This is a genomic window from Neobacillus muris (genome assembly GCF_943193175.1).
Lineage (GTDB): Bacteria > Bacillota > Bacilli > Bacillales > Cytobacillaceae > Neobacillus > Neobacillus muris.
Window position 1 is genome coordinate 22,166 of the sequence record NZ_CALPDF010000015.1, and the last position, 24,873, is coordinate 47,038.

Sequence of the window (24,873 nt, forward strand, 5' to 3'; positions counted from 1 at the left end):
CTTAGGATTCCTTATGACAGGATTTACATTTCTGCTCACTGTGACAGGTATAACACTTGGCAGATGGTGCCGTAATTCCTGTTAAGTCAATCGGGTGGCCTTGTCTGTAATCCGAATTGTCATGACTTGCCGGGTGGCAGCTGTTACAGGCAGGGGCTGTACCGGTACTTGATGTTGATACCGCGTTTGAAGTCAAGCCATTACTCGTCGTTCCAACGGTTATACTTTGCTCACCATGGCAAGCCATACACCCTGATTTGTCCTGCTTTGCTAACGCGCCATGGGCGTTGACATAATTGGCTCCGTGACTTTCCGGACGCGTACCGGTATGACAATTTTTACAATAGGTGTTTTCTTTCGCATAAGCTTTGGCGGGTATCGTTTCCTGCTTTGTTGACCCTGTTTTCAAAAATTGTTGTGAGGCAGGTGCGTTTGTTATATCCTTTATTTCATCACTAGACATGTATTGATGACAGCTATCGCATTTCTGTATGTCCTTATCTGCTAATTTCCCATGACCCTGTGCTTTAAAATCTGCGGCTGTATGGGATTTTGGCACCATGTTGGAACTGTGGCATGTTTCGCAATCGGTAGCAATATTACGCGCTTTATGGCAGTCCATGCATGTCTGCATTTTCGGTTCTGTATATTTTACCGTCATCATTGATTTTGCCAAAGAGCCATCCCATTTGCTGTAATCAGATTTAAAGGTAACGTTGCGTTCCGAAATATCCCCGTGAGCCACGCCGCTATGGCATTGGGTGCATTTAATGTCTTTCTCCAGGTGCTTATCGTGGGGAATAATTAAATCTCCGGATGGTGTCACTTTGCGATTTTCCATATTATGGCATTCTTCACAAGCTGAGTTTGGGATATCCTTCGGCATTTGGATTGGTGCTGTATAGGTATCAGTTCCCTTTTTATAAAGCTCTACCACAGTATTGGCCTTGCTTTTTGCTATTTTTTCTACCCCAGATCCCACGTGGCAGTTAACACAATCCACTTCGCTATGTGCGGAGGTTTTCCATGTGTAATACTCTGGTTTCATTTCATGGCACGATGAACAAAACGTTGAACTTGTGGTCGCTTTTAGCCCTAATCCGCCTACGGTAAAGAAAAGGGCTAAAAACAACACGGTTAGAGTTGCTATCTTAATTAACCTATAACTATTACGAGGAGGGGCCGACCGCGTTTGTTTTTCTTCTTCCATAAAATCTCCCTCCAGTTTAATAAATCTTTTTACTGTACATCTGATTTAAACCCTGTTCTGTGACAGTATTGGCAATAAATATCTGTCGGAGCTTTTGCTTCAGTTGAACCATCTGCCGGTTTCTCGCGGTCGTGGCAGACGAAGCACTCAGCCTTTTGTTCTGCTGTTTTCGCATTTAAAGCATGTCCAGTCAACCAATAGTTGCTCTGATCGTGACTCGCAGGACGGTTGGCGTGACAGGCGCTGCAAAACTGGTTGTTTCTGGTTTGTTCTTTTCCAACGGTTAAATTCGGTGTATACTTGCTGGTTTCTGAATCCTGCCCATTTGATTTTATAATCGAATCAAGATTGCCTGTTGGTACATCTTTAATCCACTTAGAATCTTGGTGACAATTTAAACATTTGTCTAATTGCTGAATGGCAGTGCTGCCGTGATTTCCGCTCCAATCCGATACTTTGTGATTTTCCGGAACTTTTATTTGTTTGTGGCAGGTCTCACAAGCCATAGACAGTTTCACATCTTTTTGCTGCTTTCCGATTGCCTGTAAAATAATATCCTGTGTTTTTTCATCCTGGACAGCCGAGTCTGAAATTTTTGCTTCAGTTGTTTCAGTGGTTGCCGCTATATCGGTTGTTTTCTTACTGTTTACTTCTTCCGTCTTTTCTTTCTCTTCTTCTGGATTCTTTGGTACGAGATATGCAGTATCCTTCCAAGGCTTTTCGCCGTTGTTGACTTTATCGTGGCAATCAATACAAGTTCCCATGTTCGGGTCGGTGTATTCCTTCGTCATGACAAGTTTCCCTGTTTCTTCTGTATACTTATCCCGGTCTTTTTCGGTATTAAGCTTACGGACCCCAATTTTGCCATGCGCAACCCCTGCGTGGCAGGAGATACAAGGAACCCCTTCCTCAATATGGCCTTTATGATCAACTTTCAAGTCACCGGAAGCGGTTACCAGCCGGTTCTTGGAATGACATTGTAAACAGTTCTCATCCGATACTGCCTCATCTACGGTTGAAACAATTTGCTCTGGAATGCCAGTCACATGATAGTACACTTCTTTTAACGACTTCATTTTGTGCAGTACCATCGTAACGGCACCTGGTTTAATATGACACTGGACACAAGTCAGATTGCTATGGGAGCTGGCCACATACGTTGTATGCTCCGGCGCCATTTCGTGACAGGCTTTGCAGAATGTCGGAGAGTTGGTAAAAGCGATGACACCATATCCTCCTGCACCAATCACAATAAGTGTAATGATGGATGCAAACATCAATTTCCAGCGTGTAACCGGATCCTTCCAGTTAATATTTTTTATCCAATGCCAAAGTCTCCGGAAGATTCCCTTCTTTCTCTCTTCTCTTGTATCGGGATCGGTCTCTTTGTTTTTCTTTTTCCCCCATAGAGCCAATTTCCTCACCCTTCCCATATTTATTTGGATATCTATTTATTCTCCAGATTAACCTCTCTAAAGGTAGTATCCATCATTATGAGAGTATATTCCAATGTACAATTTGTGAATATTTTTCCATAAAAAAAGCGGTTCTATTTTCACCCAAAAACAACATGTAAATGTTGATATATAAGCATTCTATTAACATCATTAATATAGTGATAATATGAATAGAAAACTAATATTTATTCATAATTACCATCGAATATTCACCCCTCATTCACTCCCCTCCTATTTCCACTAATACTTTGGAATCAAGCAGGTAAGAAAAGTCATCATCCTGTCATTTTTGTCGAAATTCCGAACATTTTGGGATGGGGAGATTCTTGATATGGCAAATCCAGTTCCAGTTTTCACAGGATATAATCGTTTTTCAAAAGCTTCCTTCGCTGGCCAAGCAGGGACAAATTTTGCAGAGGCGCTAACAGGTTGTCACTCCGTTGTTTAAAATGGTAAGATGAAGAAAGGATTATCTGCCATTTGCAATAGCATTCAGTGGTTTTTAGTAATGACAAAAAGGAGCGTTCATCATAATATGGGGATTTTAAATAAAGTCTTTGACTTGAACAAACGTGAGCTAAAACGATTAGACAAGCTTGCTAACCAAATTGAAGCGTTAGCTTCTGAAACCGAAAAACTGACAGACGAACAGCTTCGCGAAAAAACGGAGGAATTTAAATCCCGCTATCAAAAAGGCGAATCACTCGATGATCTGCTGGTTGAAGCATTCGCCGTCGTCCGCGAAGGTGCCCGCCGCGTACTTGGCCTTTACCCATACCATGTACAGTTAATGGGCGGTATTGCTCTCCATGAAGGAAACATTTCCGAGATGAAAACCGGTGAAGGTAAAACCTTGACAGCCACCATGCCCGTATACTTAAACGCTATTTCCGGCAAAGGGGTTCATGTTGTAACGGTCAACGAATATTTGGCCCACCGTGACGCCACCGAAATGGGCGAGCTGTACCAATTCCTAGGCTTAACGGTCGGCTTGAATTTGAACAGCATGGATAAAGAGGAAAAGCAGGCAGCCTATGCGGCTGATATCACATATGGTACCAATAACGAGTTCGGATTTGATTACCTGCGCGATAACATGGTCCTTTATAAGGAACAAAAAGTTCAACGTCCGCTTTTTTACGCGGTTATCGACGAGGTTGACTCCATTTTAATCGATGAGGCGCGGACTCCATTAATTATTTCAGGACAAGCTCAGAAGTCTACTGTCCTTTATATGCAGGCAAACGCTTTTGTCCGCACTTTAACCAAAGACGTGGATTACACCTATGATGAAAAAATCAAAGCCGTTATGCTGACAGAGGAAGGGATCAGCAAAGCGGAAAAAGCTTTCGGCATTGAAAACCTGTTTGATATTTCACATGTCACATTAAACCATCATATTAACCAGGCACTGAAAGCAAACGTAACGATGCACCTGGATGTGGATTATGTCGTTCAGGATGGAGAAGTCGTCATTGTTGACCAATTCACAGGCCGTTTGATGAAGGGGCGCCGTTACAGTGAAGGCCTGCATCAGGCGATCGAAGCAAAAGAAGGCGTGGAAATTCAAAATGAAAGTATGACCATGGCTACCATTACGTTCCAAAACTACTTCCGGATGTATGAAAAATTGGCCGGTATGACCGGTACTGCAAAAACAGAAGAAGAGGAATTCCGCAACATCTATAATATGAATGTTATCGTGATTCCAACCAACCGCCCGATCATCCGTGATGACCGTCCAGACTTAATTTACGCCACCATGGAAGGCAAGTTCAATGCAGTAGTTGAGGACATTGCCCAGCGCCATATGATGGGACAGCCGGTACTTGTTGGGACAGTTGCAATTGAAACCTCTGAATTGATTTCAAAAATGCTGCTAAAAAAAGGCGTCCGCCACAATGTATTGAATGCGAAAAACCATGCCCGCGAAGCGGAAATTATTGCCGAAGCAGGGCATAAAGGCGCCGTTACGATTGCGACCAACATGGCTGGACGCGGTACAGACATTAAACTGGGTGAAGGCGTAAAAGAATTAGGCGGTCTTGCTGTTATCGGCACTGAGCGCCACGAAAGCCGCCGGATTGACAATCAGCTCCGCGGACGTTCCGGACGCCAGGGAGACCCAGGGGTTACCCAATTCTACTTATCAATGGAAGACGAATTGATGCGCCGCTTTGGTTCTGACAATATGAAGAGTATGATGCAAAGGCTTGGCATGGACGATTCCCAGGCCATCCAGAGCAAGATGGTTACCCGCGCGGTAGAATCTGCCCAAAAACGGGTAGAGGGCAATAACTTTGATGCACGTAAACAACTCCTTCAATACGACGACGTTCTTCGTCAACAGAGGGAAATTATTTACAGGCAGCGGGATGAAGTAATCGAATCAGAAAATCTAAAAGAAATTGTGCAGGGCATGATTTTACGTTCCATAGAGCGGAATGTTGGTGCCCATACACCACGCCATGAGGACGAAGAAGAATGGAATCTGCAAGGTCTCGTTGATTACGTACATGCCAGCCTGCTGCCTGAAGGCGACATTACTTTAGTAGATCTAAAAGGTAAAGATCCTGATGAAATGGTTGAGATGATTTTCGCAAAAGTAAAACAGCGTTATGACGAAAAAGAAGAACTTCTTCAAGATCAAATGCGTGAGTTTGAAAAAGTCGTTACCCTTCGTGCTGTTGACTCCAAATGGATCGACCATATTGATGCAATGGATCAGCTTCGCCAGGGTATTCACTTAAGGGCTTATGGACAAATTGACCCGCTTCGTGAATACCAGCATGAAGGATTCGCCATGTTTGAATCGATGATTCAATCAATTGAAGACGAAACCGCTATGTATATCATGAAAGCGGAGATTCGCAATAATCTGGAACGGCAGGAAGTCGCGAAAGGCCAGGCTGTGAATCCAAAAGAAGACAGCGAAACGGTCAAGCGCAAACCGAAGGTAAACAAGGAGCAGATTGGACGCAACGATCCATGTCCTTGTGGAAGCGGCAAAAAATATAAAAACTGCCACGGGGCAGCGATGTAATGAATGAAAAAGAGAGCCGGCGGGATGATCGCTGGCTCTCTTTTTCATGTTTGACCGAATAGCTTTTCCATATATCCCCAGGTTTTGCAAAAAAAATCTAAATATTATTGAATTATATCCCTTTTTTGCAGAAAAGTGCCCCAATTTTATAGAAAACCATCGCCATTCGAATATATCCACATGTGGATACTCCTATATGAACAAACTAAATAGCCAGGCATCAGCCTGGCTATTGGAATGAATCTTGTTGTTTCATAAACTCCAACACTTCTAAGTCAATCCATCCGATCTTCTGCTCGCGCATCTCGAAGTTTTCAGTGTGAAGATATGTCGTAAGAGCCTTATATAAGGTCACGTCATCTCCCTCCGTCTCCGGCAGATAGTTGAGACGGGCTAACTGCCTAATAACCTCTGCCCTGACTTCGCCTTCGACTGCTGCCACTTTTTCGGGACTTGAAGGAGCAAAATAAAGCCGCTGAAGCTGGTAAATGCGCATCAGCTCCTTAATTGGTTCTGGATGGTCGTCCACTCGAAGATCAATATAGCGGTCATTAAAGCCGCCATAGCCTCCTTTTTCTTTGACCACCAATAAAGCAGCCGATTGTTTGCCGCGGCTGTCGCCTCCAGCTTCCTGCCCCGCTTCTAATGCTGCCAGCAGACGTTCAGCCAGATTCCCTTCTGCAGACTGAAACGTCTCTGCCATCACCGTAACTGTTTTTTCATTGACTAGAATATTCCCTTGCGCCGCAAAATGAGCCCCCGTCATATCGCCAGCCCAATCATAGCAGGCAGAGCCTGTATACGAAGCGGCATTTCCTTTAGCGTCAATCAGCCCGACTTGCCGCATTTCTTTGTCCGGGTCATCAGCCAGCAGTAATTTCAGCGTTTCTTGAGCCGATTTTCCTTGCCCCATTAGGTCTAAGGCTATTGGGCCATATGCTGTATTGGCATACGATTGGGTTGCTGCTGCTCCTGCTCCAGCCCTCGCCCATGGAACCACTGCCCCTACCCCTAAAAACTTGGATTGGACGGCAATTCCCCATTCTTTTCCTTCCGGATCATAACCGACTATTGAGAAAGTCATTTTTTCCCCTCCGCAACTAGGCTAAAAAGATTCCCCCATATACTAATGCCCCGGCAATGACATAAGCAGGATGCACCTTTATTTTTTCCATTAAAATATAGCTGACAGCACCAATAAACAGTGTTTGCCAGATGCCAAAATCCTGATAGGATTGAAAAATGAAATCATAGGTCATGACGCCAAGCAACACCGCAATCACGGGCCTGACAACAGTTGTCATATTTTTGACCCTTGGGGATTCTTTATATTTCATCAGCAAACTTAAAAGGGTAATCATCAGTATTAAGGATGGGGCTACGGTTGCAAATACCCCAACCACCGCGCCTAACACCCCTCCTTGGGCATAACCAATATAACCCGCCATTTTGGTGGCAATAGGGCCAGGCAGCGCATTCCCCATGGCCAGCACCTCGGAAAATTCCTGGACCGTCATCCAATGATACCGGTCAACCACTTCCGCCTCTATTAACGGGATCGAAGATGGACCTCCTCCATACCCCAGGATCCCTGGGATAAACAATGCTAAAAAGATATGCAGATAAATCATGCTGATTCCTTCTCCTTATTCTTGGCTACCTTGCCATTGTCCCCCTTTATTAGTGCCCCGAGCAATAGGGCAAAAATCAAAATGGCCGGATGGAGGCCAAACCCCTGAAGAATAATCAGACTAGCAGCCACAAAAATAATCGTCCATTTCCATCCGAGATTGGACTTTTTCGATTTCACGACAAAATCCCAGGTCAACGTGCCCAACATGACAGCCACCACTGGGACCACACCTCTCGTCGCCCCTTGCACCCAAGGTTTATCTTTAAACGCGTTTAAAGATGTCAAAAGGATGACCATCAAGATGATGGTCGGCACAATGGTTGCAGCAACCGCACTGATCATCCCCCAATATCCGCCGACTCGGTAGCCAATATACCCAGCCATTTTTGTATTAATTGGACCAGGAAGTGCATTCCCGAGCGCCAAGATATCGCCAAACTCATCGGAGTCCATCCATTTATATTTTTCCACTACTTCCTTATGTACAAGCGGAATCGAAGACGGTCCGCCGCCATACCCAAGGATGCCAACTCGGAAGAACGCTAAAAAAATTTGCCATTGCTTCAAAGTTGGTCCCCCCTTTCTAATGGTAAACTATAAAAACCTATTACAATTTCCAGCTTATTCGGTCCCAGGCTGATTCATGTCTTTAAATGTCCACACAGTTCCCGATTTAATTGAAACTCTAAAGTGTTACTGTTATTTTACCACGAGGCAATGGAACCATCCGTCCTCGGCTCTGTGCCTCCCATTAACACTCCCGTTTCCGGATCCCGCCAGATAATCTGTCCGCGTCCAAAACCGCCGGAATCAACAGCTACTTCAATCTGATGTCCTCTTCGGGCCAGTGCTTGAGCGATGTGGTTCGGAAAGCTTGGCTCAACCTGGATTTTCTTTCCTTCCACCCACTGCCACCTCGGCGCATCAAGTGCCGCTTGAGGATTTAAACCAAAGTCAATCGTATTCATAATCACCTGCATATGTCCCTGCGGCTGCATGTAGCCGCCCATTACCCCAAAGGGACCGATTGCTTGATTCCCCTTTGTTAGGAAACCAGGAATAATCGTATGATATGTCTTTTTGCCGGGCCTTAATGCATTCGCATGCGCTGGATCCAATGAAAAATCATATCCGCGGTTTTGCAATGAAATCCCCGTTCCCGGGACAACAATTCCAGATCCAAAGCCCATGTAATTGCTCTGAATATAGGAAACCATATTGCCTTCACCATCGGCTGCAGCAAGATACACTGTGCCTCCTCGAGGCGGCTGATAAGGACTTGGCATAATAGCCTCACCACTGATTTCACTCCGTCGTGACGCACCATACTCCTCGGACAGCAGTGTCTCAACCGTGACTTTCATATCGGCAGGATCCGTAATAAACGCCTTCCCATCTGTGTAAGCTAATTTCATCGCTTCCAGCTGCTTGTGATAAGTGTCGACTGTCTCTTTTTCCGTAAAATCAAAGCCCTTAACGATGTTCAGGCCTAAAAGCGCCACTAATCCCTGGCCATTTGGGGGAATCTCCCACACATCATAGCCGCGGTAGTTCACCTTGATCGGCTCGACCCATTCTGACCGAAAGCCCGCTAAATCTTCTTTGGAAATAAACCCATTGTAGCGCTCGGAAAAGTCTGCGATTTTTTCAGCAATTTCCCCACGATAAAAACTCTCGGCGCTTGTTTCGGCGATAGACCGCAGCGTCTTGGCATGGCCTTTCGAACTCCAGATTTCTCCCGCTCTTGGGGCTCTTCCATTAGGGGTAAATACATCAAACCAAGGCTGGAACTCTTCACCTGTTAGTGTCTGTTTAAAATTCCTAAATGCACGCTCCCAATTCTTGGCCAATATCGGGGATAACGGATAGCCGTTTTCTGCATATTCAATTGCGGGCTTCAATACATCCGTTAGCGGAAGCTTTCCAAATTTCTCCGATAACTCCGCCCATGCTGCTGGTGCTCCCGGCACTGTGACTGGAATCAGGCCGTGCGCAGGAATCTTGTCATAACCGCGCTCCTTAATGGCCTCTATCGTCATTTTTTGCGGTGCCGGACCACTGGAATTGAGTCCATGGAGCTTGCTCTTTGTCCAAACTAACGCAAACGCATCGCTGCCGATCCCATTGGAAGTCGGCTCCACCACAGTTAAAGCGGCTGCTGTCGCAATTGCAGCATCAATGGCGTTACCGCCCTTTTTTAAAATTTCAAGACCTGCCTGCGCTGCTAACGGCTGTGAGGTCGCAACCATTCCGCGGTTGGCAAACACCGTAGTACGCTGGGATGGGTAAGGGTGATATTGAAAGTCAAACTTCATGATTGAACACCTCTTTCTGCTATTCTTGTTTTCTATTATAATGAACATTCTAAATTTAGTATATCTAAATAAATTTCAGAATTTAAAATGATTGTTTAGCACCAGGATCTCTCTGCACAAAAAAAACGCTGCCAGGTATACTTGGCAGCGTTCTGCTTATTTTATATTATTGAGCTTCAATCAGCCCATAACGGCCGTCTTTTCGGCGATAGACTACATTTGTCCGGTTTGTATCAGAATTAGTGAACACATAGAAGCTATGTCCTAGCAGGTTCATTTGCAGAATGGCTTCTTCGCTGTCCATTGGTTTCAAATCAAACCGTTTGGTGCGGACTAATTCTAAATCCTCATCGTCATCATGAACTTCTGATGCCCCCGTAGGTGCAAATGCGAGCGGAACATTTCCTTTTTCACGGAACTTCCGGTTAATTTTCGTTTTATGCTTGCGAATTTGACGTTCCAGCTTATCGGTAATTAAGTCAATTGCTGCATACATATCAATATTTGTTTCTTCAGCCCGAAGAGTTAAATTCGGCAGCGGTATCGTCACTTCTACTTTGGAGGTTTTATCTGGATTAAATCTAAGATTGACATTGACATTCGCATTTGGTGCTTCAGTAAAATAGCGCTCCAATTTAGAAATTTTCTTTTCCAAATATTCTCTGATTGCTGGAGTTACCTCAATGTTTTCACCACGTACGTTATAGTTCATGTGTGGAGTCCTCCTTTATTTAAGGCTATGTATTACATTTCTATTTTACCCTATAAGAATCCTGCTAGTGACTAATAAAAAATTTGTCGATTTATTGACAAAAACACTGGGAAAATAGTGAGAAAGTTCAACTACATTTTTGCTTTACACGGGAGATTTTTAGTAAAATAATTGGTTATTCATCTTTATTTTAATATTATCAGGGACAATTTTCCACAAATATGGGCAGCGAATAAGGTAAATGGATGTGATATTAAAGGAGGATGCTCGATGACCACAGAAGAGAGAAGAACATTAGCCTGGCATGAAACTTTGGAATTACATGAAATGGTGGCGTTCCAATCCACCGGGCTGATGAAACTAAAAATGTCAATAAATAAAGTGACCGATCCCGGTTTAAAGGAACTTTATCGAAGATGTATCCGCGACCTTGAAGCAAACCTTAGAGAATTACTAAAATTTTATCCTCAAGCAGCAGGTTATCAGGGGCGTGAAGAGGAAGTTCGCGAAGATATGGGCTTTTTTGCAGCTGATTTGCTCGCCCTATCGAAAACATTGGTACGCAGCCTAGCGATTGCGATAACAGAGACAGCGACGCCCTCCCTTAGGAAAACATTTAGCAAGCAGTTAACTGGCGCTATCCAGGGGCATGAAAGAGTGTTTAACTACATGTATGAGCATGGCTACTATCCTGCTTATGACCTGGGCCGGCTATTGGGGAATGATATGCAGTTAGCTGAAAAGGCACTTGGGATGAAGATCTGAAGGGAGTCGGGGCGGCGCTTAGCTGCCGTCCCTTCGATTTTATGATTTCAAGACATGTCATTGCCGGCCTCTACCTCGCCAATGTTAGAGACTTAACACTAACGGCTCCTGCACCTTTTAAGAGTTTTGCAGCATGCCTTAAAGTTGACCCGGTTGTATATATATCATCAACCAAAATGGCCCTTTTCCCTTGCAATTGGACCTCATGAATAAATTGAAATACCTGCGGCAGATGGATACGCTCTGTCCGGGATTTTTTCGACTGCTTTTCTGAATGGATTCGGGAAAGTATATTTGCCGGTGGAAACCCTGCTTCAATGATCATCGCTTCCGCCTGATTAAATCCTCTCTCATAAAGCCGCTCCTCACTTAACGGAATTGGAATGAGTAAATCAATTTCCATTTTTAAAAGTGCTCTTTTCATATCCTCTGAAAAAACTTTAGCCAACATATAATCCCCACGAAATTTAAACTTGGCAATCACCTCTTTTAAAAAATCATTGTAGTGGAAAATCGGGCAGTTTTTCTCAAGGAGACCCTGCCACTGAGGATCCTCTTCCCATCTCCAGCAGTCATGGCATAAATCCCCATGACGAAAATCATCTGCCAATGCTGCAAACGAACGGCCGCATATCCGGCATGTCTCCCCCTCAATCCTCTCTAACCTCCCTTCGCAAGTGCCACAAATAAACTGGTCGGTTTCAATGGATAAAAGCGATCTCCAACCTACCTCTGGGCGGATCAACTGATCGCAAATCAAGCATCGTTCTTGCAGGAAAATATTCATATCTGTCCCCCTTAAGTGTTTATTGATGATCAAGTAATCCCATTTTAAATCCCTCTCGGTTCATCATTAAGATTTGTCTTTTGGCTTTCAACATCTCTTCCGTTTTCCCATAATGAAAGAATGTCACCATCCCGTCAGGATGATCCTTGCTTCTGCCCGCCCTGCCGGCAATTTGGACAAGCGCGCTTTCAGTAAAAATACTGTCTTCCGCTCCAATGACAGCCACATCGATGTTTGGAAAAGTAACGCCCCGCTCCAATATGGTCGTCGTCAGCAGCATAGATATTCCTTTTGCCCGCATTTTTTGGACTTTTTCCTTCCGCTTAGGGTCTTCCGCATGAACAGCTTCTATTTCGGGAGCAAGCTGGCGAAGAATCGGGAGGGCTTTCTCCATCAATGGGATATGCGGGAAGAAGATCAAGGCCTGTTTTCCGGAATCTATCCTGTTTTTGGCCCATTGAAGGACCCTAGGAGGGAGCTTGCCTTTGTGAAGCAGCTTTTGCCAATTTCCACACCAGGAGAATTCAGGAACCGGCAGAGGCTGGCGATGGAATCGGGCGGGGATGGTCGTAAAATTTCTCTTTCCTGTTCGGCATTCTTGCTGTCATTTTTGATTTGGAGTGGCAGAGAGATAAATCAGTGCTGATTCGGATTTTCGAGCATGAATCGCAGCGTGTTGAAGCGATTCTTCCACCGTATAAGGAAAAGCATCGACTTCATCGAGAATGATCGCATCGAAAGCATGATAAAAGCGGAGTAATTGGTGGGTGGTGGCAATGGTAAGCGGGGCATATACATGACGGTCTTCACTCCCGCCGTATAGAACAGCAATCTCGATGTCAGGAAATGCTGATTTCAGCCGGGGTGCCAGTTCAAGCACGACGTCTGTCCTTGGTGCAGCAATGCAAATTCTTTTAGTCGCTGCGAGAGCGGCCTCAATTCCTGCAAAAAGCACCTCCGTCTTGCCTGCCCCGCAAACGGCCCATACAAGCCATTCTTTATTTTGAAGAATCGCCTCAACTACCTGATCAGAAGCTAGTTGCTGACCTGCGGAAAGTGTTCCAGACCACCCCATAATTTTTGCTGGAAGCTCGGTGTCTGGTTCAGGCCCATTCCAACCGAACAACGGTGTGCATTCACTTATTCGACCCATCATGATGCAGTGACGGCAATAAATGCATGTTTCTCCGCATCTAGCACACTGGAATGCTCCAAATAGCTGTGGATCCTTGTTTCCGCACCGGGTACATACTGGCAATTTTCCTTGATACTCAATGCCTTTTCGGTAAGTTATATATCCGTTCTCATAGTGGGTTTGAATTTCGTCGAAAGGGAAAGGGATATCTTCAAACAGGAGTTGCTTGCCGGTGAGAAATTGCTGGAGTGCGGGGTTATAGGAGAATTCTGGTTTTAGTGCAGGCTGAGGGATTATTGGGAATTGAGAGATTCGAAGGGAACCATTCGAGGTAAATTTTTGCGGGAATATCTTGTTATTCTCAATTAAAAAACGCATTAGATATTGTTCATCTCTTTTCTAAAAAAGTATTTATATTACTTCTCCGAATAGAGTTATTTTTCCTTTTTATTTTGAATTACTTTTAGATCTAATGGTTCTTGTGAGATTTTAAAATGATTAATTTAAAAATAGTAAACTTTAATTTTATATATATTTTTAAATATGACAATAGTATTATTAAATTGTTAATAACCTAGCCAGAAAGGATGAGAAATGAGGTTAATAAAAAATATTGGAACTATTTTACTAGCAGGAATTGTTTTGGTATTGTTTACAAAAATATCATCATTGGCTTCAGCACAAACAATCGGACCATTAGGAGTGATTGATTCACCAATAAATGGCTCTACTGTTAAGGGACAAATAATGGTGAATGGATGGTATTTGGATGAATCGAGTGTATCAAAGATTGAAGTATTAGTGGACGGAGCTGTCGCAGGTCAGGCTGCCTATGGAGATCCAAGACCAGATGTACAAAATGCTTATCCACAGTACAACAATGGGAAGGCTGGCTTTCATTATACTCTCGACACCACTAAATATAGTGATGGAATACATACAGTTACAATCCGGGGGACAGGATTGAATGGCCGAGTAAACACAATACCAGGCAGCACCATCGTAATCTCCAATGTCAAAGGATATGTCGATAATCCAAGTGCTGAAAAAGCACTAATCGGGACTATTAACGTGTCAGGGTGGGTTTTAGATGAAAGCGGCGTATCCAAAATTGAAGTACTGGTGGATGGCAGACTGGAAGGGCAAGCTGCGTATGGAGATACCAGACCGGATGTCCAAAAAGCTTTTCCCCAGTACAACAATGGGAAGGCTGGCTTTCATTACACTCTCGATACAACCAAATTCAATGATGGGGCGCATACTGTTACTGTTAAAGAAACAGGATTGAACAACCGAGTTACCACATTATCTGAAACTATAATAACCTTTGAGAATGTAAAAAGTTATATAGACAACCCGGTTTTCGGAAAAACACTAACAGGTACTCTTAATCTTTCGGGATGGTTACTAGATGGCGGAGGAGTTTCCAAAATCGAAGTATTAGTGGATGGAGAATTGACAGGTGAGGCCGTTTATGGTGATGAAAGAACAGATGTCCAAAAGGCCTATCCACAGTTTAATAATGGTTCAGCAGGTTTTCATTACACTCTCGACACTACAAAGTTTAATGATGGCAGCCACACTATTACGGTTAAGGAAACAGGTGCAAACGGGCATGTCACAATATTGCCCCCTATAAGTGTCTCCTTCTCAAACGTAAAAGGATATTTGGATCAGCCTGCATTCAATTCTATCCTAAAAGGAAAAAGTAACATATCTGGTTGGTTTTTGGATGCTGGCGGGGTATCAAAAATTGAAATTCTTGTGGATGGAGAAGTCTCAGGACAAGCCGTTTATGGAGATGAAAGAACAGATGTCAAAAAAGCATTTCCTGAATTCAACAATGGTTTTTCTGGGTTCCATTATATCTTAGATACCACAAAATTCAGTAATGGCACCCACTCGATTACCATTAAGGAAACCGCAGCAAACGGTCGAATCACAATGTTTCAGGAAATAAAAGCGAGCATATCAAATGAAGTAAAAGGATATCTGGATAATCCAAATCCGAATTCCCATGTAATAGGAACAACGAATGTCTCCGGCTGGCTGTTAGATCCCAGTGGTGTTTCCAAGATCGAAGTATTAGTGGATGGCCAAGTAACTGGAGAAGCCGTATACGGTGATGAGCGCCTGGATATTAAAAACGCCTTCCCAGAATATAGTAACGGAAAGGCTGGCTTCCATTATGCATTAGATACCTCACGTTTCCCCGATGGGATACATTCCTTATCCATCAGAGAGACAGGGGTGAATGGAAGCATTAACCAATTAATTAATATTCCTATTACAATCTCAAACTTTAAGGCATATCTGGATAATCCTATTCCTGGCACAAAAATGAAAGGTACCTATAACCTTTCCGGCTGGTTGTTTGATGAGTTCGGGGTAGAAAAAATTGAAGTATTGGTAGATGGTGCAGTAGATGGCCAAGCGGTATATGGAGATGCGAGACCAGATGTACAAGGTGTTTTCCCCGAGTATAACAATGGAAAGGGCGGCTTCCACTATGCCCTTGACACAGCCAAATATAGCGATGGAAAGCATACAATTACGATTAGAGAAACAGGAATGAATGGCCGTGTAAACACATTGCCTGAAACGACCGTTATCTTCAAGCAAGTCTTCACTACAGTATTTTTGGACCCAGGACATGGCGGTTCCGATCCTGGAGCAATTGGCGGCGGCTACCGGGAATCTGACCTGAACTTGGCTGTTGCAAAAAAGGTCCAATCATTGTTAGTAGATCGTGGTTATACTGTTTATATGTCTCGTAATGATGACACTTTTGTTGAATTGCTTGATCGTTCTGAAATGGCCAATAATTTAGCCGCAGATATTTTTATTAGTATCCATCACAATTCAACAGGTGCTGGACCTACTTCTGCTTCTGGTATCGAATCTTATTTTTATAAATATAATCCGGATTACCCTTCAAAAATCAATGTGGATATGCATAATAATCCCGAAAGGATTTCAAAGAGTATGACACTTGCGAATATCATCCAAAATAATATGGTTGAGTATACAGGTGCAAACAATCGGGGAACTGATGGACAATCATTTGCAGTAATACGTGAAGCAGCTATGCCTGCAACTTTACTTGAGCTAGGTTTTATTAACAATGCAAGTGAGCGTCAAAAATTAGTGGCCGATTCTTATCAAAATACATTAGCAAAAGCAATTGCTGATGGTATTGATGAGTATTTTAAAAATTATTAATGTATTTTAAATGATTAAGAAAGTACATCATTTCAAAAAAGGACTAGAAAAAATTTTCTAGTCCCTTTTTAATGAGCTATTTTTTCATCCAGCCCATTCCCATCGATCCTTCACCCAAATGGGTGCCAATAACAGCCCCAAAGTAGCCTATAGAAAACTCAACATTTGGATATAAGGTTTCCAGTTCGTCCTTCCATTCGTTCGCTTCTTTCTCTCGATTTGCATGGATAATAACAGCGCGATAGGCTTTGCCGCTAGCCGCATCTTCTCCCAGCAGGTCACTAATCCGTTTCAATGCCTTTTTCCTAGTACGGATTTTTTCAAAAGGAACAATCACTTTGTCTTCAAAATGAAGCAATGGTTTAACCTGAAGCAAACTGCCAATGAATGCTTGGGCACCTGACAGCCTTCCGCCCCTTTGCAAATGCGATAAGTCATCTACCATAAAATACGCTCGGGCAGTCTTTTTCAGCTCCTCAAGCCTCTCCAAGATAACCTCGGGAGTTTTTCCTTGTAAAGCCATCATCGCAGCTTCAATTGCATACAAGCCCTGAACCATACAGCTGATTTCTGAGTCAAATGCAAAGACTTTAATTCCATCCACCATCGTTCCGGCTGTGATGGCTCCTTGGTACGTCCCGCTGATACCGCTTGATAAATGGATGCTGATGACTGCATCATAATCCTTTGACAGCTTTTCAAGCAATTCAACCATCTGGCCAATCGGCGGCTGGGAAGTCTTTGGCAGCTCTTTTGTCCTTACCGCTTCATAAAATTCACTTGCTGTTATATCAATTTCTTCTTGTAAAACCTCTGTTCCGAATATCACTTGTAACGGAATCATATGGATATTCCATTTTTCCCGTATATCTTTCGGAATGTACGCGGTACTGTCAGTGACAATTGCCGTTTTCATCTTAATAACCATCCTTGTTAGTTTTATATCAAACGTTTGCATAAACATCATTGTATATGAATCAAACCAAAAAAGCATTATGAAATGGCTTAAATTTCCCAACATAAAAAGAGCATACACCTGATGTATGCCCTTTTACTTGCCATGATTTCATAATTGTTTCTTACTTATCGAACCTCTACCCAGCCATTTTTAATGGCGGATACCACTGCTTGGGTACGGTCATTAACGTTCATTTTTTGAAGTATATTACTTACATGGTTCTTAACTGTTTTTTCGCTGATGTATAAAGCTTCGCCAATGCCCCGGTTGCTTTTTCCATCGGCCAGCATTTGCAGCACTTCGCATTCACGGCGTGTTAATAAGTGCAGTGGACGGCGAATTTCAACTGTTTGGGCGTAAACACCTCCGCGTGAAACGCCTGCTGCCAATTTACGATATTCATTGACTAGATTGTGTGTTACCTTAGGATGCAGGTAAGAACCTCCGTCAGCCACAACCCGAACGGCCTCAATCAAGGCATCCGCATCCATTTCCTTCAGCAAATAGCCGCTGGCGCCTGTTTGCAGGGCATGGGTGACATAATTTTCATCATCATGAATCGATAAAATAATCACCTTTGTATCTGGGTATTTTTCAATCAACTCACGGGTTGCTTCCACTCCGTTAACTTGCGGCATATTAATATCCATAATCACCACATCAGGGCGGTGCTCCTCCACAATCGTAAGTGCATCACTGCCGTCATCCCCTTCGGCAACGACTTTAAAGGATTTTTCAAATTCAAGTATTCTTTTAACGCCTTCTCTAAAGAGCTGGTGATCGTCAATAATCGCAATTTTTGTAGTAGTCATATGTAACCCCTCCTGGTTTCTCCGTGTTTTCCTGCTGGAAAGCTTTTATCTATTGACAGTTCTTGATTGTATTATACATATTCATGTTCATTAGCATTATTAATTCTTTAATGGAACCGTAATGAATACCTCAGTTCCTTTTCCAATTCTTGAATCAATGGTGATATCACCATCGAGAAGTTCCACCCGCTCCCTCATGCCAATTAATCCGAATGATTCCGGCTTTTTATGGGAAGGGTCAAACCCAACTCCATTGTCCTTTATTAATACCGTAATGCCTGTATTGGCGATTTCTAATTGGACTTTTATCTGACAGGCATTGGCATGCTTCAAGGCATTTTGCACGGATTCCTGAATCAAGCGAAACAAAGCCACTTCATATTTAGCTGGAAGCCGGCACTCAAGACCGCTGTTGATAAAAACAATTTCTGATTGATTATGGTATTCCTCAATCGTTTTTAGGTATTTTCTTAGGGTAGGAACGAGCCCCAAATCATCCAAGGCCATTGGACGTAAGTCGTAAATGATTCGACGGACCTCATAAAGGGCAGCACGCACCATTTTTTTGAAGCTGTTAATTTCAGAAAATCCCTCTTCAGGCCCTTTCTCACGGAATACCCGTTCCACTAAATCGGAGCGGACGATGACGTTGGCAAGCATTTGCGCTGGTCCGTCATGAATTTCCCTCGAAAGCCGCCTGCGCTCTTCTTCCTGCGCTTCGATAATTTTCAGCCCAAAATCTTCTCTTGCCTTCGCATTTTCAAACGCTTCGCCAAATTGTTTTAAATCACTCTGCAGGTAATTCATGACCACAGAAATTTGCGATATGAGCTGCTCTGCCCGGTCAATCGTGGAATGTATTCCAATCAGCCTGCGCTCAAGTTCATCTCTTTTTTCAAGGAGCTGCTTTTTGTACTGCCAGTTAATGGAGAGATCCATTTGCAATTGATGCGCCTTTTCGTAAGCATCCCGGATTTCTTCTTCTGTATAAAGCTTAAAATTTTTGCTCACTTCAGAGAGCTTTTGCCTGGCATCACTCACTAAAATTTCTAGTTGATCTCCTTCATCCATCAATTTTACCATCATTTGCTGGATAGAGGTAAGTTCATTGGTGATATTTTCATAGTCTTCCCGGCATTGTTCGCTAATTCGAAAAATGTCACTTTTACTGCATGTCACCGTTTCAAGCATTTCTTCGCGGATTTCATCAATGGATTTCACATTCATCTGTTTAATTTTCATTTTGGCTCCTCCAGGGGATATTTTCCCTTTAGGTCTGTAACACCTTGTGAATATTGAAAAAAATTTTTTAACAGCCATAGACCCAAGCCTGGTTTTGCTTTAGAGTAGTATAATAAATGAAGATTTTTTCTACTGCTCCTTTTTGCCTATTAAGACTGTATATATTATACCATTCGAACTTTACACCCAGATTAAAGGTATATTACAGAAATTTTTTTAATAAAAGGAAGGATTTCACGATGCTGCCTCGTTATTTAACAGTTAAACAATTCGGAGAACATGAAATTACGATTCAAAAGTCCCGTTTCATTGCCCATGTCGCTAGAGCTGAATCAGAGCAAGAAGCCCAAGAATTCATCCAAACGATTAAGAAAAAGCATTGGAACGCTACACATAATTGCTCCGCTTATTTGATCGGAGAGCACGATCAGATTCAAAAGGCGAATGATGATGGCGAACCCAGTGGAACCGCAGGCGTCCCGATCCTCGAGGTATTAAAAAAAAGAAACCTTAAAGATACGGTTGTGGTCGTGACCCGTTATTTTGGCGGGATCAAATTAGGTGCCGGCGGCCTCATTCGTGCTTACGGCAAAGCCACCTCAGAGGTCCTGGATGCAACAGGCATTGTCGAACGGCGGCTCGTTCAAGTCATGCAGGTTAAAATTGACTATACATGGCTTGGAAAAATTGAAAAAGAATTACGAAGCTCCGAGTATAAAATGAAAGATATACATTATTTAGATATCGTCAATATCGAAGTCTTTGTAGATGGAAGCAAAACCCACTCGTTTACTGAATGGATGATTGAATTAACAAACGGCCAATGCACCATCCAAGCAGGAGAGACCCTTTATCTAGAAGAAGACTTTGTAAGAAATTAACAATACCTTTAGGGAAATTATAATAGGACTTGAAAAGGAAAACAATTGGGAAATAAAACGGGACCTAGTTTAGCTGGGTCCCGTTTTTTGTCGTTATTTGTTTTATGACCTTCCTTTAGCAAAGCTTGTCCTTAATGTTTCGACAATGTTCAAAACAGGGCGATAGTTTTTTCCTACAAGACCAATTCGCTCGGCAAGGATTTCGATAAAAAAGATGACGATTGCAATTAAGAAAATGGCTCCTCCAACTTTAGCCTGTGAGTATATAACAGCCACTAATCCAAAGAATGCAGCCATGGCATAAATAAGTAAAACGGTCTGCCTGTGAGAGTAGCCGATACGGAGCAAACAATGGTGAAGATGCGATTTGTCCGGCGCTGATAATGGTTTTTTTTGAATGACTCTTCTAAGAATAGCGAATACCGTATCAGAAATAGGCACACCTAAAATGATAACGGGAATAACGAACGAAATAAACGTAATGTTTTTAAACCCGAGAAGAGATAAAACCGAAATAATGTATCCTAGAAATAATGCGCCCGTATCACCCATAAAAATTTTAGCCGGATGAAAATTATATATTAAAAATCCTAATGTGCTGGTTAGGACAATTAATCCAACCGCTACCACATATAAGTTCCCCTGTATTAAAGCAATTCCTGAAATGGTAATTAATGCTATAGAGGACACCCCGGCCGCTAAGCCATCCAATCCATCAATTAAATTAATCGCATTTGTAATCCCTACAATCCAAAAAAGTGTGAAAGGGATGCTTAATAAGCCAAACTGGACCTGTCCACCAAATGGGAGGTTTATAAATACTACTTCTAAATCGCCAAGAAAGACCACACTTAAAGCAGCCAATAACTGACCAATCAACTTATATTTCGCTGATAGCTCAAATAAATCATCTAGCAGGCCAGTCGTAACAATAATGAAGCATCCGAGTAAAATAGCAGGCGATGAGTGGTTTTCCGGCTGAAGAAGGAAAACTCCCGTCAAAAAGCTGACAAAGATAGCTAAACCACCCAGCCTTGGCATTATGGATTGATGGACCTTTCGTTGGTTAGGCCTGTCTGTTGCACCAATAAGGAAAGCTAATTTTTTTATGAGCGGTGTTATAAGCACCGTTAAGATAAAACATAATACCAAGGTAAGATAAAGCATACAAAAATCCTCCTTAAAATTAATTTTGTCCTTAAGGAGGACTTTAAAACATGTTATTGACTGTAAAATTTCGGAAGATAAACCTTTTATTTTTAATTTTATGCATTAAAAATAAAAAGCCTAAAAAGATTCGAAAATCTCTTTAGGCTGGATAAACTACTTAACGATTTCGTAAATTAATTGGCTTAAGGCCCTTCATTAGCTTTAACAGCGGTTTATAATCCTCACGAACCAAACCAATCTTCTCAACGATGATTTCAATACTAACCAACAGAACCAAGATAACGATTAAGGAACCCCATACTGTGGATTGTGAGAAGATGAACGCACTTAATCCAAAAACAGCAGCCATTGCATATATTAACAGTACCGTTTGGCGATGGGTAAATCCGGCTCTTAATAAACAATGATGCAGATGCGATTTGTCTGGTGCCGATATTGGCTGTTTGTTAACAACTCGCCTAATAATTGCAAAGAATGTATCAGAAATTGGCACTCCCAAGATAATTACAGGAATAACCAGGGAAATAAACGTTACGTTTTTGTAACCTAACAAGGATAATACAGAAATCATATAACCTAAGAATAGTGCTCCTGTATCACCCATAAAGATCTTAGCTGGGTGAAAATTGTAAAACAAGAAACCTACAGTGCTAACTGCTACAATTAAGGCCATAACCGTAACATATCCGTTTGCCATTACTACAGACATTCCTGCGATGGTGAATAGAGCAATTGATGAAACACCGCCTGCTAAACCATCTAAACCATCTATTAAATTAATTGCATTTGTAATGCCAATAATCCAAATCATTGTCAGCGGAATACTTAGAAATCCAAAGTTAATTGTCCCGCCAAAAGGCAAGTTAATAAATTCAACCTTTAAGCCGCCATATATTACAATAACAGCAGCTGCTGCAACTTGACCTGCTAACTTTAACTTTGGAGAAATTTCTTTTACATCATCCAATATGCCAGTACAGATAATAATAATACTTCCAATCACAATTGGAAGATGATATTCACCAACTGGCTTTAAAATCAGAATTCCAATAATAAAACTTAAAAATACCGCCAGTCCGCCTAATCTAGGCATGATCCGTGAATGAACTTTTCTTTGATTTGGTTTATCTGTTGCTCCAATTATAAATGCAAGTTTTTTTACTAGTGGGGTAAGAAGTATTGCAGCAAAAAAACAGATTGCTAGATTAAGATAAAACAACATACGGCCCTCCGTTAGTTCATATCCACGGCAACAATTACATGGATATTACTTTTCATTCAGTTAATTTATTCCGTATAACATAAAATCCATCCTAATGGATTATATCATACCGATCCAGATAAATAAACACTCTATTATTCTTCAACTAGTACATCCCTTAATTCCTTAAATAAAGTATCTTAAATAATTCTTAAATCTAATGAGATTATTAATTAATTGTATAGACGGTATACAACACGAAAAGTTTCATTGTGAAAATAATTCATAATAATGTACGACAAATTAATAATTCTTTTTATCGCAATGAACGTATACATATTTTGAAATTTTTTCTATTTAATACAAAAGCGCTTGGAAATCCAAGCGCTTTTGTGTCATTTATCATTATGTTTATATTTTACTCTTTCGCACTTGATCGGAACTATTTATATGCTTCCTTTTTATTTTGCTTCATTTAAATAGGCAGCCAATGCCGCCTTCCAATCACGCAGTGGAGTCAAGCCTTGTTCTTCAATCTTCTTTTTGCTTAGAACAGAATACTTTGGTCGAGCTGCCGGTCTCGGGAATTGCTCTGTAGTCAACGGATTAACTTTTACATTCAATCCGGCCTGTTTAAAAATTTCAACAGCAAATTCATACCAAGAACAAACACCGCTGTTGGTGGCGTGATACACACCATATTTTTCAGTTCCCATTAATTCAACCATAAATTTCGCTAAGTCAACTGTATAAGTTGGTGATCCAATTTGATCGTGGACGACCCCAACCTCACCTCGTTCTTTACCAAGGCGCAGCATTGTCTTTACAAAGTTTTGACCATAAATACCAAATACCCAGGCAGTCCGAACAATAAAGAATTGCTCCAAATATTCCCTAACAAATTCTTCCCCTGCAAGTTTTGTTCTTCCATATGCCCCTAATGGCTTTGTTGGTTCATCAACTTCATAAGGTTCAGTCGCTGTTCCATCAAAAACATAATCTGTACTAATATACATTAGTTTAGCCCCAGCCTGCTTAGCTGCTTTAGCCAAATTTTTAGTGCCTAATGCATTTATTTGGTAAGCCAGATCTTCATTCTCCTCTGCGGCATCCACATTGGTATAAGCTGCACAATGAAGAATAACATCCGGTTTAATCTCATTAATGAAAGCTAATACATTCTCTTCAATCGTAATATCTAATTGTTCACGGTCGGTACCAATGGCTTGATGATTTTTTTTCTCTAACTCCAAAAGAACATCTTTCCCTAATTGGCCAGCTGCACCTGTAACAATAACTTTCATTATTCTACCCCTAATCTGTCACCGTACTGTGATTTAAAGTATTCTTGATATTCACCAGAAATGATGTTTTCCCACCATTCTCTGTTATTTAAATACCATTCAATAGTTTGCTTAATCCCAGTTTCAAAATTATATTTAGGTGACCAGCCAAGCTCATTACGAAGTTTTGTTGCATCAATAGCATAACGGCGGTCATGTCCCGGACGATCTTTAACAAACTTGATTAAAGATTCAGGTTTGCCAAGCTGCTTTAATATCGTCTTGACGATATCAATGTTGGTACGTTCATTGTTGCCGCCAACATTATAGACCTCTCCAACACGGCCATTATGGAGCACAAGGTCAATCGCTTGACAATGGTCTTCAACATGGAGCCAGTCCCGGATATTTAAACCATCCCCATAAACAGGAAGCTCTTTATCATTTAATGCATTAATGATCATTAGAGGAATAAGTTTTTCTGGGAAATGATATGGTCCATAGTTATTAGAACAACGTGTAATATTTACTGGAAGCCCAAATGTCTCATGATATGCACGGACAAGCAAATCAGCCCCAGCTTTACTGGCACTGTAAGGACTATTTGGCGCCAATGGAGTTTCTTCTGTAAAATAGCCGGTCTCCCCTAAAGTACCATACACTTCATCAGTTGAAACCTGAAGATATTTTTTCACTCCAAAGCTCTTCGCTGCATCTAGTAAGGCAAGAGTTCCTTGAATATTAGTTTGAACAAAAATTCCTGGATCTGTAATACTTCTATCCACATGTGATTCAGCAGCAAAGTTAATCACATAATCAAATTTTTCCTCTTGGAATAATCCCTGTACAAAGTCTCGGTCCGCAATATCCCCCCGAACAAACTTGTAATTTGGCTTATTCTCAATATCCTTTAAATTCTCTAAGTTACCTGCATAGGTTAGTAAATCTAAATTTACGATATTATACTCCGGATGTTTATTGACCATGTAGCGGACAAAATTACTTCCAATAAATCCTGCTCCGCCTGTAATTAATAACTTCATGTGC

Annotated in this window: 19 protein-coding genes and 1 pseudogene; 4 read left to right on the top strand and 16 right to left on the bottom strand. The window is 41.9% G+C overall.

Features of this window, described 5'->3' with window-relative positions; genetic code table 11:
- Position 1: 1 nt before the first annotated feature.
- Complete coding sequence (locus NFS43_RS12000; protein ID WP_251551913.1) at positions 2-1,210, bottom strand: NapC/NirT family cytochrome c; 1,209 nt, start codon at positions 1,208-1,210, stop codon at positions 2-4.
- Between the two features lie 29 nt (positions 1,211-1,239).
- On the bottom strand, positions 1,240-2,634 hold the full coding sequence (locus NFS43_RS12005; RefSeq protein WP_251551914.1) for a cytochrome c3 family protein: 1,395 nt from the start codon (positions 2,632-2,634) through the stop codon (positions 1,240-1,242).
- A gap of 568 nt (positions 2,635-3,202) precedes the next feature.
- On the opposite strand from NFS43_RS12005, the gene secA reads away from it, so the two are divergent.
- Positions 3,203-5,710 carry a preprotein translocase subunit SecA gene (gene secA, locus NFS43_RS12010; RefSeq protein WP_251551963.1) on the top strand — a complete coding sequence of 836 codons (2,508 nt, stop codon included), beginning with the start codon at positions 3,203-3,205 and terminating at the stop codon, positions 5,708-5,710.
- Between the two features lie 229 nt (positions 5,711-5,939).
- Here secA and NFS43_RS12015 read toward each other — a convergent pair whose 3' ends face one another.
- From NFS43_RS12015 to hpf, 5 genes are all read right to left on the bottom strand, one after another.
- On the bottom strand, positions 5,940-6,794 hold the full coding sequence (locus tag NFS43_RS12015; protein ID WP_251551915.1) for a DUF1028 domain-containing protein: 855 nt from the start codon (positions 6,792-6,794) through the stop codon (positions 5,940-5,942).
- A gap of 16 nt (positions 6,795-6,810) precedes the next feature.
- On the bottom strand, positions 6,811-7,341 hold the full coding sequence (locus NFS43_RS12020) for a chromate transporter (protein WP_251551916.1): 531 nt from the start codon (positions 7,339-7,341) through the stop codon (positions 6,811-6,813).
- Entirely contained in the window at positions 7,338-7,910 is a 573-nt protein-coding gene (locus tag NFS43_RS12025; RefSeq protein WP_251551917.1) for a chromate transporter, read from the bottom strand. The genes NFS43_RS12020 and NFS43_RS12025 overlap by 4 nt, the downstream gene beginning before the upstream one ends.
- A gap of 137 nt (positions 7,911-8,047) precedes the next feature.
- On the bottom strand, positions 8,048-9,658 hold the full coding sequence (gene ggt, locus NFS43_RS12030; protein WP_251551918.1) for a gamma-glutamyltransferase: 1,611 nt from the start codon (positions 9,656-9,658) through the stop codon (positions 8,048-8,050).
- A 166-nt stretch (positions 9,659-9,824) separates the two neighbouring features.
- The gene (gene hpf, locus NFS43_RS12035) at positions 9,825-10,370 is read right to left on the bottom strand and encodes a ribosome hibernation-promoting factor, HPF/YfiA family (protein ID WP_251551919.1); all 546 of its coding nucleotides are present in this window, start codon (positions 10,368-10,370) and stop codon (positions 9,825-9,827) included.
- 270 nt (positions 10,371-10,640) lie between these two features.
- On the opposite strand from hpf, the gene NFS43_RS12040 reads away from it, so the two are divergent.
- Positions 10,641-11,135, top strand: a complete 495-nt coding sequence (locus NFS43_RS12040) for a spore coat protein (RefSeq protein ID WP_251551920.1) — start codon at positions 10,641-10,643, stop codon at positions 11,133-11,135.
- 70 nt (positions 11,136-11,205) lie between these two features.
- Here NFS43_RS12040 and NFS43_RS12045 read toward each other — a convergent pair whose 3' ends face one another.
- Both NFS43_RS12045 and NFS43_RS12050 read right to left on the bottom strand, forming a co-directional pair.
- On the bottom strand, positions 11,206-11,922 hold the full coding sequence (locus NFS43_RS12045) for a ComF family protein (RefSeq protein WP_251551921.1): 717 nt from the start codon (positions 11,920-11,922) through the stop codon (positions 11,206-11,208).
- Positions 11,923-11,941: 19 nt separating this feature from the next.
- Positions 11,942-13,435, bottom strand: a pseudogene (locus NFS43_RS12050) (ATP-dependent helicase ComFA).
- 291 nt (positions 13,436-13,726) lie between these two features.
- Between NFS43_RS12050 and NFS43_RS12055 the strand changes: the two are divergent.
- Positions 13,727-16,279 (top strand): Ig-like domain-containing protein, encoded by a 2,553-nt coding sequence (locus tag NFS43_RS12055; RefSeq protein ID WP_251551922.1) that lies wholly within the window; start codon positions 13,727-13,729, stop codon positions 16,277-16,279.
- Between the two features lie 76 nt (positions 16,280-16,355).
- Here NFS43_RS12055 and NFS43_RS12060 read toward each other — a convergent pair whose 3' ends face one another.
- The 3 genes from NFS43_RS12060 to NFS43_RS12070 all read right to left on the bottom strand — a co-directional run bounded on the left by NFS43_RS12060 (position 16,356) and on the right by NFS43_RS12070 (position 19,291).
- The gene (locus NFS43_RS12060) at positions 16,356-17,195 is read right to left on the bottom strand and encodes a DegV family protein (RefSeq protein WP_251551923.1); all 840 of its coding nucleotides are present in this window, start codon (positions 17,193-17,195) and stop codon (positions 16,356-16,358) included.
- Between the two features lie 167 nt (positions 17,196-17,362).
- A complete protein-coding gene (locus NFS43_RS12065; RefSeq protein ID WP_251551924.1) occupies positions 17,363-18,049 on the bottom strand; it encodes a response regulator in 687 nt (228 codons plus the stop codon).
- 99 nt (positions 18,050-18,148) lie between these two features.
- Positions 18,149-19,291, bottom strand: coding sequence for a sensor histidine kinase (locus tag NFS43_RS12070; RefSeq protein WP_251551925.1), 1,143 nt, complete (start codon positions 19,289-19,291; stop codon positions 18,149-18,151).
- A gap of 239 nt (positions 19,292-19,530) precedes the next feature.
- Between NFS43_RS12070 and NFS43_RS12075 the strand changes: the two genes are divergently transcribed.
- The gene (locus tag NFS43_RS12075; RefSeq protein WP_251551926.1) at positions 19,531-20,172 is read left to right on the top strand and encodes a YigZ family protein; all 642 of its coding nucleotides are present in this window, start codon (positions 19,531-19,533) and stop codon (positions 20,170-20,172) included.
- A 102-nt stretch (positions 20,173-20,274) separates the two neighbouring features.
- On the opposite strand, the gene NFS43_RS12080 is transcribed toward NFS43_RS12075, so the two are convergent.
- The 4 genes from NFS43_RS12080 to rfbB all read right to left on the bottom strand — a co-directional run bounded on the left by NFS43_RS12080 (position 20,275) and on the right by rfbB (position 24,869).
- A complete protein-coding gene (locus tag NFS43_RS12080; RefSeq protein ID WP_251551927.1) occupies positions 20,275-21,339 on the bottom strand; it encodes a glycosyltransferase family 4 protein in 1,065 nt (354 codons plus the stop codon).
- Positions 21,340-21,499: 160 nt separating this feature from the next.
- Positions 21,500-22,561 (bottom strand): glycosyltransferase family 4 protein, encoded by a 1,062-nt coding sequence (locus NFS43_RS12085; RefSeq protein WP_251551928.1) that lies wholly within the window; start codon positions 22,559-22,561, stop codon positions 21,500-21,502.
- A 443-nt stretch (positions 22,562-23,004) separates the two neighbouring features.
- Complete coding sequence (gene rfbD / locus NFS43_RS12090) at positions 23,005-23,847, bottom strand: dTDP-4-dehydrorhamnose reductase (protein WP_251551929.1); 843 nt, start codon at positions 23,845-23,847, stop codon at positions 23,005-23,007.
- Positions 23,847-24,869 carry a dTDP-glucose 4,6-dehydratase gene (gene rfbB / locus NFS43_RS12095; protein ID WP_251551930.1) on the bottom strand — a complete coding sequence of 341 codons (1,023 nt, stop codon included), beginning with the start codon at positions 24,867-24,869 and terminating at the stop codon, positions 23,847-23,849. The genes rfbD and rfbB overlap by 1 nt, the downstream gene beginning before the upstream one ends.
- Positions 24,870-24,873 lie beyond the last annotated feature (4 nt).